The 14974-nt window shown below is 53.7% G+C and carries 14 protein-coding genes and 2 pseudogenes; 8 read left to right on the plus strand and 8 right to left on the minus strand.

Going from position 1 to position 14974, the window contains the following annotated elements; all coding sequences use genetic code 11:
* Window positions 1–18: 18 nt before the first annotated feature.
* From ACA066_RS19860 to ACA066_RS19870, 3 genes are all read right to left on the minus strand, one after another.
* Window positions 19–519 (minus strand): sigma-70 family RNA polymerase sigma factor, encoded by a 501-nt coding sequence (locus ACA066_RS19860; RefSeq protein ID WP_497696299.1) that lies wholly within the window; start codon window positions 517–519, stop codon window positions 19–21.
* An 84-nt stretch (window positions 520–603) separates the two neighbouring features.
* Window positions 604–858 carry a hypothetical protein gene (locus ACA066_RS19865; RefSeq protein ID WP_462009555.1) on the minus strand — a complete coding sequence of 85 codons (255 nt, stop codon included), beginning with the start codon at window positions 856–858 and terminating at the stop codon, window positions 604–606.
* 33 nt (window positions 859–891) lie between these two features.
* Window positions 892–1278 (minus strand): DUF6124 family protein, encoded by a 387-nt coding sequence (locus ACA066_RS19870; protein ID WP_497696300.1) that lies wholly within the window; start codon window positions 1276–1278, stop codon window positions 892–894.
* 450 nt (window positions 1279–1728) lie between these two features.
* Between ACA066_RS19870 and ACA066_RS19875 the strand changes: the two genes are divergently transcribed.
* The 4 genes from ACA066_RS19875 (at window position 1729) to ACA066_RS19890 (ending at window position 5467) form a co-directional block, all read left to right on the plus strand.
* Window positions 1729–2328: a helix-turn-helix transcriptional regulator gene (locus ACA066_RS19875; protein ID WP_497696301.1), complete on the plus strand. Its 600-nt coding sequence runs from the start codon at window positions 1729–1731 to the stop codon at window positions 2326–2328.
* Window positions 2318–3196, plus strand: a complete 879-nt coding sequence (locus tag ACA066_RS19880; RefSeq protein ID WP_497696302.1) for a queuosine precursor transporter — start codon at window positions 2318–2320, stop codon at window positions 3194–3196. Before ACA066_RS19875 ends, ACA066_RS19880 begins: the two co-directional genes overlap by 11 nt.
* 284 nt (window positions 3197–3480) lie before the next feature.
* Window positions 3481–4464: a hypothetical protein gene (locus ACA066_RS19885; protein ID WP_497696303.1), complete on the plus strand. Its 984-nt coding sequence runs from the start codon at window positions 3481–3483 to the stop codon at window positions 4462–4464.
* A 235-nt stretch (window positions 4465–4699) separates the two neighbouring features.
* Window positions 4700–5467 (plus strand): sulfite exporter TauE/SafE family protein, encoded by a 768-nt coding sequence (locus ACA066_RS19890; RefSeq protein ID WP_497696304.1) that lies wholly within the window; start codon window positions 4700–4702, stop codon window positions 5465–5467.
* A 99-nt stretch (window positions 5468–5566) separates the two neighbouring features.
* On the opposite strand, the pseudogene ACA066_RS19895 reads toward ACA066_RS19890, so the two are convergent.
* Window positions 5567–5818, minus strand: a pseudogene (locus ACA066_RS19895) (7-cyano-7-deazaguanine synthase); the annotation flags it as partial.
* A 457-nt stretch (window positions 5819–6275) separates the two neighbouring features.
* Here ACA066_RS19895 and ACA066_RS19900 point away from each other — a divergent pair.
* Window positions 6276–7397, plus strand: coding sequence for an HlyD family secretion protein (locus ACA066_RS19900; protein WP_497696305.1), 1122 nt, complete (start codon window positions 6276–6278; stop codon window positions 7395–7397).
* Complete coding sequence (locus tag ACA066_RS19905; protein ID WP_497696306.1) at window positions 7394–8986, plus strand: DHA2 family efflux MFS transporter permease subunit; 1593 nt, start codon at window positions 7394–7396, stop codon at window positions 8984–8986. Before ACA066_RS19900 ends, ACA066_RS19905 begins: the two co-directional genes overlap by 4 nt.
* Before the next feature lie 953 nt (window positions 8987–9939).
* On the opposite strand, the gene ACA066_RS19910 is transcribed toward ACA066_RS19905, so the two are convergent.
* Window positions 9940–10386, minus strand: coding sequence for a carboxymuconolactone decarboxylase family protein (locus ACA066_RS19910; protein ID WP_497696307.1), 447 nt, complete (start codon window positions 10384–10386; stop codon window positions 9940–9942).
* A 298-nt stretch (window positions 10387–10684) separates the two neighbouring features.
* Between ACA066_RS19910 and ACA066_RS19915 the strand changes: the two are divergent.
* Window positions 10685–11104: pseudogene (locus ACA066_RS19915) on the plus strand (TonB-dependent receptor domain-containing protein); the annotation flags it as partial.
* Between the two features lie 214 nt (window positions 11105–11318).
* Window positions 11319–11759, plus strand: a complete 441-nt coding sequence (locus ACA066_RS19920; RefSeq protein ID WP_497696308.1) for a hypothetical protein — start codon at window positions 11319–11321, stop codon at window positions 11757–11759.
* Between the two features lie 20 nt (window positions 11760–11779).
* On the opposite strand, the gene ACA066_RS19925 is transcribed toward ACA066_RS19920, so the two are convergent.
* The 3 genes from ACA066_RS19925 to ACA066_RS19935 form a co-directional block, all read right to left on the minus strand.
* A complete protein-coding gene (locus ACA066_RS19925) occupies window positions 11780–13222 on the minus strand; it encodes a mechanosensitive ion channel domain-containing protein (protein ID WP_497696309.1) in 1443 nt (480 codons plus the stop codon).
* A 130-nt stretch (window positions 13223–13352) separates the two neighbouring features.
* Window positions 13353–13979 carry an isochorismate family cysteine hydrolase YcaC gene (gene ycaC / locus ACA066_RS19930; RefSeq protein ID WP_008011497.1) on the minus strand — a complete coding sequence of 209 codons (627 nt, stop codon included), beginning with the start codon at window positions 13977–13979 and terminating at the stop codon, window positions 13353–13355.
* Window positions 13980–14105: 126 nt separating this feature from the next.
* Entirely contained in the window at window positions 14106–14972 is an 867-nt protein-coding gene (locus ACA066_RS19935; RefSeq protein WP_497696310.1) for a pirin family protein, read from the minus strand.
* Between the last annotated feature and the right edge of the window lie 2 nt (window positions 14973–14974).

Below are 14974 nucleotides of genomic sequence, written 5' to 3' on the forward strand. Positions count from 1 at the left end.
GTGAGAAGGCGCGGCCGATCATGGTTGCAAACCGTCGAGGCGGTCGCGCAGATGCCGCAGGGTGCGGATCATATACTTTTCCACCATGTTCTTGGACAGTCCCAGGCGTTCGGCGATTTCGGCCTGGGTCAGGCCTTCGATCTTCTGCCAGACGAACACATTGCGACAATTGACCGGCAGCTCGGTGAGCGCCCGTTCGATGGAATCAGCCAACTGGATCGCCTGCATGAAATGCTCCGGGTCGCCGGACGACGACACACTGTGATCGATCGCCTCCGACTCCATGGCGCCCCGTCGATCCTCACGCCGATAACCATCCACCGCGATGTTGCGCGCGGTCTGGTGCAAATACGCCCGGGGTTGCGCCACTGCCGCCGAATCGGACTCAAGCACCCGCACGAAGGTGTCGTGGGCCAGATCCTCGGCCTGCTGACGATTTCTCAGGCGACGGGTCCAGGTGCCAACCAACTCTTCGTAATGCTCGAAAAAGCCTTGTCTGCGGGGCAGCTTGGGGGTCATTGCGGTGTGCTGTGAAGACGGGGCGTGAATAGTAATGCTTCCTATTAACTGGAAGCAATGGGGCGCCGAAAGGCGCCCGTTTTTCTACGCTGAAACCTGCCCCTGCAATCGTCGCCCCACAACATCCAGCAGATCACAGCCATCGCGCAGTGAAGTCACCAACACTCGCGCCAGCTCACTGTGGACACCTTCGCCGCACGCAAAACTTTCCAGCAGTTGCGTTGCGGTACGAATGCGGTAGGCCGCGGTTTCATGCAACACGTCCAGTGGCGCTTCAGTATCGATCAGTAATGACGGGACGCTGCAGTCGATGCCGGTAACAGGCATGTATCGATCCATGACGAAAAACCTCCAGTGGGAAAAGGCACACGATTATTCAGCGGTGGCAGTTGGACGACCTTCAGACGATCCCCGGGGCGGCTCCAGGTTATCCAGCGCTCGATTGACCAACAGCTCGCCAATTGCGGACAGTTGCTGGATGGTCAATATGATTTGGCGACGCGGCCCCTCGAGTTCCCGAGCGAGATCGGTGGCCATGACGCTCAGGGAAGCAAGCGTTTCCGAGGCGTGGCAGAGCATGGCTCCCGTATCGGCATCCGGTACTACGGTGAAGAAATGGCTGGCTGATTCGGGACGTTTGTGATTGCGCAGGGGCACGCTGACGAGTTGTTCGGAGACTTTAGAGGGCTTAGGTGAATGGACGGTGTCGCGGGCCGGAAGGCCTGACTGTTCGGTTGCAATTGGGGTGGCTTTTTTCATGTTGGAGCTCCTTTCAAGATTGAGAAAGCGTCAATCTCTTGCCAACCAAAATTGGTTGACGGTTATACATGGCGGACCGGTAGATTTATTACCAGAAAATTCCATTTTATTAATCAAACAAATTTACATCTGTGTAATTAAATGATTCGTAACCGGCCGATCATTTTTAAATTCAAACAGTTCCAGACCTTAATCGCCAATACTCCATCACCCCAACAAACTTCTGGCACTTCCTAATTACTGTAAGACAATTCGTCAGACTTGGTAGGTAGCTTCTTACATACAGTGACAGCGCCAAATTACACAATGAAAAACCATTTCATCGTTGCGCGACCCGCTTGAAAAAATTCATTTTTTGTTCGGGTGACAGGTGTGTAGGATGTTGCACTCAAAGAGAGTCATCCCCGTACGCATGACCTATTGCAACAACAAGCAAATGGCAGATATTGAATGCACAAGAAAGACAGAACAGAAAAATTAAAAAACAACATCAAGTACCTGATAAAAAGCCGGGGAGAGACTCGGCTTTCCTTGTGCAACTCCAGCGGCTTGACCCGAACAACTATCTACAACATCCTGGAAGGAAAGGTTGTCCATGTACAACAATCAACCATTCGAAAGATATCGGATTTTTTTGGCGTGTCTTATCAGGAGATAGAAACGGTAGACTTTGAAGAAAAAGAAACAATAGAGAGTAGCCTCTCCCCACTCGGAAACATGAATCCGGCAGCGGTGCCAATTATTAGAGAGAGTATGCTGCTTCAGAGCTTGGACAAAAGAATTGGTGAGTTGGCTATCACGCATCCGCTGACCTATTACTTCGGCACGGCCTGTAATTTGATAGGTGTGCTTCTCGAGAATGAAATCAGTGAAATGAACGAGGCGGGGGATATTTTGATAGTCAAAAGGGGTTTATCAAATGGCAGCGCAGACAAGTTAGGGTACGACAAAGTAACGAATAGACTAACCATAGCCAGCGGCAATTACTTTAACTCGGACACCACTTGTATTATTGGAGATATTTTAGAGGAAAGGTTTAATGGAAAATAGGAATGGACTCGAAAACAGCAAATACAAATTACTGGGATTTGAAAAAAGCAAAAACCTTGTCGTCATCATGGTTATCTCTACAGGAAAAATCGTAAAAGTAAAGCTAGGCGAAATATTGAGAAGCGAAATAATAGACAACCTAAACAAGGTAGAAATCAAGGACATTTATCGAAAATATTATTCTGGTGGTACTGCATTAACCACCTACGAAATGAATGATCGCCACGAAAGGTCGTGGATGACGTACGTTGCCCTCAACCTACTGCTTTTCGCACTTTACATCTTCACAAATGTTGCTGCGACGAAACTTGTATACATAGAATTATTTGACATAGTTGTGACTCCTGGCGTTTTTCTATACCCACTGACGTTTTTAGTAGTCGACATACTAAATGAATCTTACGGCCTTAGACTCGCAAGACGAGCCATACTGTTCGCTTTCGCAAGCAATGCGTTTATCATCATCTTACTAAGTGGAACTAGCTATCTTCCCGGCTTAGCCGGTTGGAAACTCGACGAACCCTACAGCGAGGTGATTACGCATGTGTCATCTGTGTTAATAGCCTCCTGTATATCTTTCCTTTCCTCTGAATACGTCAACTCTTATCTTTTGTGCAGGATAAAAGAACTAACAAATTCCAGATTTCTATTTTTACGAGTTTTCTGCAGTACTTTTTTTGCAGTGATAATAGATAGCTTTCTATTTTGTTTTATTGCGTTTTATGGAACCATGCAAAATAGCGACATACTCCATATCGTCTATGTTCAAATAGCTATAAAAATGTGCTTCGCAGTTTTCAACGTTTTGCCTGCCTACGGAGCAAGATCACTATTTAAAAAATATATAACTGGAGGCCAGCCTATATAAAGACTGCAGGAGGTAGTGTGATGTTCTCTAAATAACTTTTCTGTGGTCTTGGCTACACTTCCTCTGTCATTCAGCGCTCGGGGGAACGCAAGTGAACGCCCAAGAGATTGTCCTCAGCCCAGAAGTACAAGCCGAACTGAGCCGCCGAGTACGCTCGGCCACCATCAGCCAGCGCTACGGCCGTCGTGCGCTCGTTTGACCGGTTTCTCACTCCCCACGATCACCGCTTCATGCATGAAGTTTCAATTCCAGACCGATAAGCCCACAAGGATAAAGACAAAATCATGAGATCAGCATCACTGCAAAGCCGCTTCGAAAAAATTGCAACAAACAAATCTATGCAAGAGTTTGGCAAAATGTTCATTGAGGCATTACCCAGACATCTTGGAAATTTAAAGATACCAGGCCGGACTATAGTCGAGAGTCTCAGAAGAGAACCTCTGTTCGCGCAGGTCGAGCAAACAGCCGAAATTCAGAACGCAATGCATGAGGTGCTCGTCCACCCAATTACTCAAGAGGCTCAAACCCACGCCGAAAATGCGTTCAACGCATTCCTAGGAAAAAATGAGACCGATGCCGGTGTTTTGAAATTTTTCAATGGTTGGAATGAAACCCATAAAACAACTAGCTTGGTCTCCGCCAAAATCATTATGCGTTTATCAGCGGATGCTCTATCCATATCCATCGAAAACAGAGCCGGCTATAATAATGTTATGGCACATATGCATGAGGTCTCGAAAGACGACTTTGGCCTCGGACATAAAGACCATGATGGCATGTACGGCTATATGACGGCAGCCTTTGGCGCGCAAGGCTGGGTGAATAGTCAGTATGAGGTTTATGAGTGTGAAGAGTTTTCGGCATTCCTGTACGACACTGGCGTTGCGAAACATAAGTCACCTATGGACTCTATTGAGCATAAACAATCCATCATGGATGCTATGATGGTTTCCGTCGCTTCAGAGCTTTGGAACGGACGTGAATATAATTTCATCGCTCAACACATTGAAGAAAAGCTTCTTTCTTTCAATCCATTATTGAGTAGCAACGTTCAAAACCTGCGAAATGCAAAAGGTTATATATTTGGCCACGCTGGCGAGGTGGAAAACAAGCATGGATTACACGCTTTAGCTGCAGCACAAACTTATGGTCGAACGGTAGACCTAAAATTTGATATTGATCGCCTCAAAGAAATAATGCTTGATTACAACAAGCGTGTCGGAAAGGCGTTCAGCTCTTTGCATGTGGCATTGACCTCGACAAGCTAATACATCGCGGACGCTCACTTTGACTCCTCTTATACCCGAATTTTCCAATGCCTCATCATATGGCATCAATCAGGCTATTTGCTAGCTGGCAAATTAAAGGCAGGGAACCATGAGATACTCCGATCAATCTATTTCAACTGCACTGTAGGTTGATCGGAACGCCTAAGCAGTATAATACTTATTGATCTAATGTAATAATTCTTAGCAATTAACGAAAATGGCGACTGGATATTTAATGGACTTCGAGCACGTATTAATCGCGTTAGGTTTTTTTGCTTTTTGCGGCGGCTTGATTGACGCAGCAGTTGGCGGAGGTGGATTGGTACAGGTACCAGCACTTATACACAGCTTACCAGGTTATAGTCTTTCTACAGTTCTCGGAACAAATAAACTAGCTGTTTTAGCGGGCAATCTCTCGTCCATCTCTACTTATTTGAAAAGAATTAGAATTGTATGGAAGCTTATGCTTCCAACTATGATTTCAGCATTTATATTTGCATTCCTTGGTGCTCTATCAGTTTCTCTCATTCCAAAAAAATTTATGGAATATGTTGTTTTTATTATCTTGATTGCAATGGCGATTTATACCTTTATCAAAAAAGACTTAGGCCGATTCAGCTCTGACATCCAATGCGGCAGGAAAGAAATCCTGCTTGGAATTTTCTTCGGAGGTTTAATCGGCTTTTATGATGGAGTCTTCGGTCCGGGCAGCGGCAGCCTCCTTCTTTTTATTTTTGTGAAATACTTCGGATTCGATTTTCTGAATGCTTCAGCTTCAGCAAAACTTGTTAATTTGGGAACATTTAGCGCCGCACTGATGTTTTTCATCCCTTCCGGTAACATTTTATGGACTGTAGGTGGAGTCGTTGGCCTATGTAATATTGCAGGCTCTCTCACTGGGGTATTTCTAGCTCTGCGTTATGGAAGCGGTTTTATTCGAATATTTTTTCTGATTTTACTTCTGTTCCTCATCGGAAGGATGGGAGTGTCCATATTCCTTTAACCTTCATTCATCTTATTCCGCAGCGTTCCCTCCCTGCCTCCATCAATGGGACAGCTACAGGCCAACACATTCCAAGGTTGCTCTCCGCCCCTTCGCAAAGCTTGGATATTTCACCTGACGGTTCAGGAACTCACTAATGGCCAGCTCATTCAGCAATGAAGTGTCCAATACTTTGTGCACCTTCACGCCAAGCCGTTTTGAAAGCTGTTGCGCCACTTCAATTTCTGCACGTTGGCGCTGGCCATAATCAAACGTGATGCAATGATTTTCATCGTACATCGGCAACGCATGGATCAAGCAGGTGGTCGAGTCCTGTCCGCCGCTGAAAACGATAACGGCCTTTCTAGTCATGGTTCGTTCTTCCTTGGGAGTGTCCCGGCAGGGTGCCGGAGGCCATTGACCCTATCGGGAAGCTCAAACTCTGGCTGTGGGACGCTTCCGAAATCACCGTCTCCCATTTCCGTTTGTGTCATTTCTTTACTGGAAGAACGTGGCGAACACCCTGTGATGCAGCCCTTGATCTTTTCCTCTGCAGTCGCAGTAATCATTACCCCGATAAATCTCTGTCGTCTCTGAGTCCGCCTTCGCGAGCAAGCCCGCTCCCACAGTGACTGCATTCCTTCAGAAGGAACGCAGTCACTGTGGGAGCGGGCTTGCTCGCGAAGGCGCCAGATCAATCACCCCATCTTTGCCTGATTCACATCGACCGAACCACCTGACGACCGGCAACAAAAATAAATTGCCACCAAATATGACATGCGTCATATTACGCGCGTAATTAAATGCCGTTTCCTACAGGTAATCCTCCATGACCAGCATGTCCTCCGTTGAGCCCGACCTGGCTGTCCCGGTAACCACTCCAAAGCCTCCCCTGCTCAAACGCCTGCTCCTGTCGACACTGGGCATCGCTGCACTGGTGCTGGCCGGTGTGTACGCCGCGCACTGGTGGACCGCCGGCCGTTTCATTGAAGAAACCGACGATGCCTACATCGGTGGCGACGTGACGGTGATCGGGCCGAAGGTCGCGGGTTACATCGAAGAAGTGCTGGTCACCGACAACCAGAAAGTGAAAGCCGGTGATGTGCTGATCCGCCTCGACTCCCGCGACTACCGCGCCAACCTGGCCAAGGCCGAAGGTGCGGTCGCCGCAGAAGAAGCCTTGCTGGCCAATCTCGATGCCACGGAACAACTGCAACAGGCGGTGATCGGTCAGGCCCGTGCCGGGATCGATGCCGCCGGCGCCGAAACCGCCCGCTCGCGGGATGACAACGCGCGCTACAAAAAACTGGTGAGCAGCAATGCCGTCTCGGTGGAAAGCGCCCAGCGCGCGGACGCCACCTTCAAGACGGCCCAAGCGCTCAGTTCGAAAGCCCAGGCCGAACTGCTGGCCGCGCAACGCCAGTTGAACGTGATCGAAACCCAGAAACAGCAGGCTCGGGCCGCGCTGATGCAGGCCCGCGCCGAGCGTGATCTGGCGCAACTGAACGTCGGTTACACCGAACTTCGCGCGCCCATCGATGGCGTGATCGGCAATCGCCGGGCGCGGGTCGGCGCGTATGCGCAGGCCGGTTCGCAACAGTTGTCGGTGGTGCCGGCGAGCGGGCTGTGGGTCGATGCCAACTTCAAGGAAGACCAACTGGCGCACATGACACCGGGCCAACGCGTGGTCATTCATGCCGACGTGCTCTCGGGTCAGGCATTCCACGGTCATCTGGACAGTCTCGCACCAGCCAGTGGGTCGCAATTCAGTGTGTTGCCACCGGAAAACGCCACCGGCAACTTCACCAAGATCGTGCAACGGGTGCCGGTGCGGATCGTGCTCGATCCGGCCGATGGCGTGCTCGGTCATCTGCGTCCGGGCCTTTCAGTGACCGCTGAAGTGGATACGCGCAAGGAGCCAGAAACCCCAGTCGTGGCCCGCGCACCATGAGCCGCGCCCTCGCCGCCCCTGCGCAACCGTTCAACGCCGCCAGCATGGCAACGGCGACCAAGGTCTTCGCCTTCGCCACCATGTGCATCGGCATGTTCATTGCGCTGCTGGATATCCAGATCGTCTCCGCGTCATTGCGCGATATCGGCGGCGGGCTGTCGGCAGGCACTGACGAAACGGCGTGGGTGCAGACCAGTTACCTGATCGCCGAAATCATCGTGATTCCGCTGTCCGGCTGGCTCTCCCGAGTGTTCTCGACACGATGGCTGTTCTGCGCTTCCGCGGTGGGTTTCACCCTGGCCAGCCTGCTTTGCGGCGCGGCCTGGAACATTCAGAGCATGATCGCCTTCCGCGCATTGCAAGGGTTTCTCGGCGGCTCGATGATCCCGCTGGTGTTCACCACTGCTTTCATTTTCTTTTCTGGTAAGCAACGGGTAATCGCTGCCGCAACTATCGGCGCGGTCGCTTCGCTGGCACCCACCCTGGGCCCGGTGATCGGTGGCTGGATCACCGATATATCCTCCTGGCACTGGCTGTTCTACATCAATCTGGTGCCGGGGATTTTCGTTGCCGTGGCGGTGCCGATGCTGGTGAAGATCGACCAGCCTGAACTCTCGCTGCTCAAGGGCGCCGACTATATAAGCATGGTGTTTCTGGCGCTGTTTCTCGGCTGCCTGGAATACACCCTCGAAGAAGGCCCGCGCTGGAACTGGTTCAGTGACAGCACGATTCTGACCACTGCGTGGATCAGTGGCCTGGCTGGCCTGGCATTCATCGGCCGAACCCTGCACGTGGCCAACCCGATCGTCGATTTGCGCGCCCTCAAAGACCGCAACTTCGCCCTCGGCTGCTTCTTCTCATTCGTCACCGGGATCGGTCTGTTCGCCACGATTTACCTGACGCCGCTGTTTCTCGGCCGGGTGCGAGGCTACGGCGCGCTGGACATTGGTCTGGCGGTTTTTTCCACCGGGGTGTTCCAGATCATGGCGATTCCGCTGTACGCCTTTCTGGCCAACCGCATCGATCTGCGCTGGATCATGATGACCGGCCTCGGGCTGTTCGCGTTGTCGATGTGGGATTTCAGCCCGATCACCCATGACTGGGGCGGCAAGGAATTGATGCTGCCACAAGCGCTGCGCGGTATTGCCCAGCAACTGGCGGTGCCACCCGCCGTGACGTTGACCCTTGGCGGACTGGCGCCCGCCCGACTCAAACATGCTTCGGGATTGTTCAATCTGATGCGTAACCTCGGCGGCGCCATTGGCATCGCCGCGTGCGCAACGATCCTCAATGACCGGACCAACCTGCACTTCACCCGCTTGGCGGAAAACCTCAACAGCACCAACGAGGCCTTGAATCAGTGGCTGTCCCAGGTCGGCACCAACTTCGCCGCCCTCGGCCAGAGCGGTGACAGCGGCGTCACCGCCAGCCTGCATCAGTTATGGCTGCTGACTTACCGCGAAGCGCAGACGCAGACCTACGGCGACGCGTTTCTGATGATCATGGTCTGCTTCATCATCGCCACGGCGATGGTGCCCTTGATGCGCAAGGTGCAACCACCGGCCGCGCCGAGCGCGGATGGTCATTGAGCGGATTTAGATATAAATCATCAATTAACAATCGGCCATTCGAGTGTATTTTAGTAAACAGATTGGCCCACTAAAGTCAGAACACCATAAATTTAAACAAACAAATCACGCACAGCTACCACGAACAAACTGCTGACAAATATATTGATAGCGACGACAGGCATTAACAGTACTGCCTTAGCCGGCTTGGACAGTTTCAACTCAAGTAGTTTGTCCGCAAAATAAAACACCAGCAGAGTCAGCCCCCACACCGAGATCGTTAATAAGAAAGTAGATAGAAAATCCGACATAGGACCTCTTTTCAGGGGCAAAATAGCTTTGACTTTAGTCGACCCGACTCCACCGTTCCACGCCCAGTGGAGTTCGCGGATCTCAAATAAAAACGATTGATCCGATAGTTATGCCGCACCACTATCTGGACCGCTAGATCGCATCATATAGCCACCGCCAAGGCCTCCGTAGAAAGCACCCATTGCCGTGCCTGCTGCTTGAGCGGTCGTTGCCGGGGTGAAAAATCCGAGTATTCCGCCTGCGACGCCTGCGCCCGCAGCTCCAGTCCAGGTGGCTGTCTGCCCAGCTCCGGCTTGCGTTCCAATATACCCGGCGACTCCAACGACTGCGCCTGCCACTGCACCGGTAGGACCAACAGCGCCGCTGATTGCCTGGATTTCCATTTTAGTTAAATCACGCATTAGAATTGTCCTTTATGAAATGATTTTTTCTAAACACTTACCAACCTTGCTTCAATATATAGCGAAGCAGTTTAAGCTAATTAAGCTTCCATTTATAAAGTCACTAAAATCAGATCATTCCTACGCAACCCAGGTCAGATAATCCTACGCACACATCCTACTTTAAGCGTAACCGATGATTGGCCTACGCTTTAATATCGCCACGGCGATGGTGCCCTTGATGCGCAAGGTACAACCACCGGCCGCGCCGTCAGCAGATGCTCACTGATCGGCCTGAGGCATTTTGCGGAAACCTACCGCCAGGCGATTCCAGCTATTGATGGTGGAAATCGCCACAGTCAGGTCGACCAGTTCCTTGGGGGTGAACTGGGCAGCGGCCAGTTCGTAGTCTTCGTCCGGAGCGTGGGTCAGGCTCAGTTGGGTCAGGGATTCGGTCCAGAGCAGCGCAGCGCGTTCGCGATCGGTGAAGAACGGTGCCTCGCGCCAGGCTGTCACGGCAAACAGGCGACGCGGGGTTTCCCCGCCCTTGATGGCATCGGCAGTGTGCATGTCGATGCAGAAGGCGCAGCCGTTGATTTGCGACGCACGCAGCTTCACCAGTTCGATCAGGTTTTTTTCCAGTGGCAGCTTCGAGACGGCGGTTTCCAGCGCGATCATGGCTTTCAGGGCATCAGGGGAAGCGGTGTAGAAATCGGTACGAGGTGTCATGAGGACTCCAGTAGCAAGTGGGGGTGGAGCTAAGTTAATCCCGCAGGCCCGCTGCTTAAATAGCCAATATTCCAGAAGTCGAGGAGGCCACTGATAACCCCTTGTAGGAGCCGGCTTGCTGGCGATGCGGGCAACTCGGAGCAAATTGATGACCGAGGTGATGCTATCGCCAGCAAGCCGGCTCCTACAGGGTGCGAAAAATAGTCTGTCAGGCTGATTGCCAGCACTCGGTCCGCGCCACTAGAATGCGATCAATTCTTAATTGCAATCAGGCCTGGACGCCCGAAACGATCGAAGGCTAGCCAAGGGCCCGACGCCGCCGACCAGCGCGATCAACCGCGACGAAACCTTCGCCCCGGTGCGCAGCAAGCAAATCGAAGCCGGCGTGCGTCTGGACATGGACACTTATGGCGCGAGCCTGGGCGTGTACCGCATCGAACAGCCGTCAAGCTATACGCAGAGCGGGATCTTCCGGGTCGATGGCCAACAGCAGAACAAAGGCGTGGAGCTGAACATCTACGGCGAACCCCTCGATGGCCTGCGCCTGCTGAGCGGCGCGACACTGATGAAAATCGAGATCGAAGGCAGCACCAACGGCGTCAACGACGGCAACCGCGCCGTCGGCATGCCACGCTTTCAACTCAACGTGGGTGCAGATTGGGACGTGCCGGGTATTGAAGGCGCAGCGCTCAGTGCGCGGATGTTGCGCACGAGTGGCATTTGCCCTGATGAAAAATCAGAGCGAATACCAGTCAGCCTGAGAATTCTGGGTTGCCGGCCAACATAGAATCTCCCACTGTTGAATCGTGGCTACACACGCTGATCATGATGCGACCTGTCAACTCTGACAGTAGGCGGTTAACTCTTATTAAGGCTTACTTGAGTGGCAATGAGGGCTTAAACAAATCGACTCAATTACAAGGAGCAGGACGATGACCGAACGCACTGTGGAACTCATCGACAGGACCGATTTTGAAGATCTCAAATGGAACAACTGGAAAAAAACCGCGGCAAACCAGCCTGGCGAGATCATTAGCAGAAACGGTAACTACTGCGCGTCGTTCGCCCTTTCAGACATTCTGGACACGACCCTGACCAAGTCCTGGACATTGAAACCCGACACGTATTACCAGCTTCAATTCTCATTACAAACACCAAATGAAAATAACCATTACTCAGTCACATGGAACGATCGCGATTTGGAAGAGAGAACACTCATTCCCGCCAGCACCACCTGGAAAACCGTAGGCGTGCCCTTCAGAACAAGTCCTGTCGGATTTCCACCCGAAGACACAATTGAACTGAAGATCGAGCGGGGAACGGCTGATAATTTAGTGTTGCTTGATAACCTGGAACTTTACGACCTTACCTGATGCAACACCCATCAAGCCCTTTACGCCCGACTGCGCAACCACTGCAAAAAACCCTTCTTCTCCACCACCTTCGGCGCTTCCTGGGTCAACGTCTGCGCCTTGTGCAAGCGGAAATCCAGCAGCGCCTTCATCGCTTCACCAATGTCATGCCGCGCATCCAGACACGGTTTGAGGTAGTCCTTCTCGATCCGGTACAAACTGCAGACTGTCTTGGCGGTGAAGTCCGCCGGCAGCGCCGTGTCCGACAGGATCCCGCCCTCGCCGATCACCTCGCCCGGCCCCATGCGTCCGGACTCGAACTTGACCCCGGCGCGGCTCAGCGCCACCGACACCACACCGGATTCGATGATGAACAAATGATCGCTGACCTCCCCCGCCGGCAGGATCACCTCCCCGGGCCGGAAGGTTTGCAAAGTCATGTGCTGGCTGAAGGTTTCTTTCTCTTCCTGGCGCAGGGTCGAGAAGATGGCCGAGCTTTCCAGCAGCGCCCGCGGGCGTGACAGACCGGCCGGCGCATTCGATTCGACGCTGGACAACAGGCTCACGCCCGACGCCTGCAAGTGCCGGAACGCCAGGTCGAACAACAGATTGCGCACCATGCGTTTCTGATCCATCGAGACCACGAAGCCGCTGATTTCGTATTCCACGCCCGTGGCGCTCGATCCTTTGAGGGCGACGCACGGCGCCGGTTTTGCCAGCAGATAACGGCACCCCTCCATCGCCCGTTCCAGCGCATCGATCACCGTTTGCGGGCGCGCATGCGGGCTCAGCTGCAAGCTGATCGACACACCGAAAATGTCACTCGGTCGGCTGAAGTTGATGATCTTGGCTTTCGCCGCCAGCGAGTTGGGAATCACCGCCATGCTGCCCTGGGCGGTTTGCAGGCGCGTGGCGCGCCAGTCGATATCGGTGACCCGGCCTTCGGTGCCGTCGATGGAGATCCAGTCATCCAGTTGGTAGGGCTTGGTGGTGTTGAGGACGATCCCGGAGAACACGTCGCTGAGGGTGCTTTGCAACGCCAGGCCGACGATGATCGCCAATGCACCGGAGGTGGCCAGCACGCCTTTGACCGGCAGGTCGAGCACATAGGCCAGCGCTGCGATGATCGCGATCAGGAAAATCACCGCGCCGAGCAAATCCTGGAGCAAGCGCCCGGTATGCCCGACCCGCTGCATCATCACCGCGCCAATCAACACCGTCAGGGTTCGCGCACCGAACAGCCACCAACCGATCTGCAAACCGGTCGCCGCCAGGTGCAGCGGTACATTGTCGGCCCAGGGCGCGGGCTCCAGCGGATTCAAACCCTCGTTGAACAACAGCATGCTGAACAGCGCGAAAATCACCAGCCGCACCACCAGTTTCCAGTTGCTGCCGCCGGCACTGATCAGACGCCACAACCCCAGGTCGATCAGGATCAGGATCAGGGCGCAGATCAATGGATGATTGGTGAGCAGTGACAGCATCTGGCAACTCCAGCCATGTACGGATATGTAGGAGCGAGCTCGCTCGCGAAGGTGGGTCAGCCGACATCAATGTAGCTGATACACCATCGCGAGCAAGCTCGCTCCTACAAGGGCTCCATACTGCCTGTACTTATTTGCTGTTGGTCAGCGTGTTGTAGCTGGTCATCAGGTTGCGGTAGTCCGGGATGTGGTTGGAGAACAGGGTCGCCAGGCCTTCCACGTCGTTGCGCCAGTCGCGGTGCAGTTCACAGGCCAGGCCGAACCAGGTCATCAGTTGCGCGCCGGAGGACGACATGCGGTCCCAGGCCGATTGGCGGGTCAGCTCGTTGAACGTGCCGGAAGCATCGGTCACCACGAACACCTCAAAGCCTTCCGCCAGGGCCGACAGCGCCGGGAATGCCACGCACACCTCCGTCACCACGCCGGCGATGATCAGTTGCTTCTTGCCGGTGGCCTTGATCGCCTTCACGAAATCTTCGTTGTCCCAGGCATTGATCTGGCCAGGACGGGCAATGTACGGCGCGTCCGGGAACAGCGCTTTGAGTTCAGGCACCAGCGGACCGTTAGGGCCGGTTTCGAAACTGGTGGTGAGGATGGTCGGCAACTTGAAGTACTTGGCCAGGTCAGCCAGGGCCAGCACGTTGTTCTTGAAACGGTCCGGATCGATGTCCCGCACCAGAGACAGCAGGCCCGCCTGATGATCCACCAACAGAACGGCGGCGTTATCCTTGTCGAGACGTTTGTAAGAAGTAGTCATGGGGTAATCCTCGCTTTTAATCGATGCCGAACAGTTCGGCGAACAGGTGTTTTGATTGATCGTTCAGACGCGGCCAGACAAGCGTAGTCAGTCAAGCCTGGCGCGGTGTAACCGTATATCCGTGTTTCAACCGTGCATCTGGCCGAACCGGCCGGACTGGAAGTCAGCAAAAGCCTGGTGAATTTCTTGCTCGCTGTTCATCACAAACGGGCCATGGCCAACGATCGGTTCGTCGATCGGCTCGCCGCTGAGCAGCAACACCACTGCATCGTTATTGGCTTCCAGGCTGATCTGGTTGCCATTGCGTTCGAACAACGCCAACTGCCCTTCGCGCACCAGCTCCAGGCCGTTGACCTGAACCGTGCCGCGCAGCACGACCAACGCGGTGTTGCGGCCTTCATGCAGATCGAGGGTCAGCAACTTGCCGCCGTTGAGGCGCAGGTCCCAGACGTCGACCGGGGTGAATGTCCGCGCAGGGCCGGTGTGGCCGTCGAACTCGCCAGCGATCAGGCGCAGGCTGCCGGCCTTGTCCTTGAGCGGGATGCTCGGGATGTCGCCGTCGAGAATCGTCTGGTAACCGGCATCGGCCATTTTGTCCCTGGCGGGCAGGTTGACCCACAGCTGCACCATTTCCAGGGTGCCGCCGGTTTTGGCGAAGCCTTCGGAGTGGAATTCTTCGTGGAGAATTCCCGAGGCGGCGGTCATCCATTGCACATCGCCCGGGCCGATCTTGCCGCCGCTGCCGGTGGAGTCGCGGTGCTCCAGTTCGCCCTTGTAAACGATAGTCACGGTTTCGAAACCGCGGTGCGGATGCTGCCCAACGCCACGGCGTTCGGTGGTCGGGGTGAATTCAGCGGGACCGGCGTGATCCAGTAGCAAAAACGGGCTGATGTGTTTGCCCAGGTTGTCGTAGGAAAACAGCGTACGAACCGGGAAACCGTCGCCGACCCAATGGGTCCGTGGGCTGGTGTAGATGCCGATGATGTTTTTCATGC

It is taken from the genome of Pseudomonas sp. LBUM1651 (assembly GCF_059716135.1).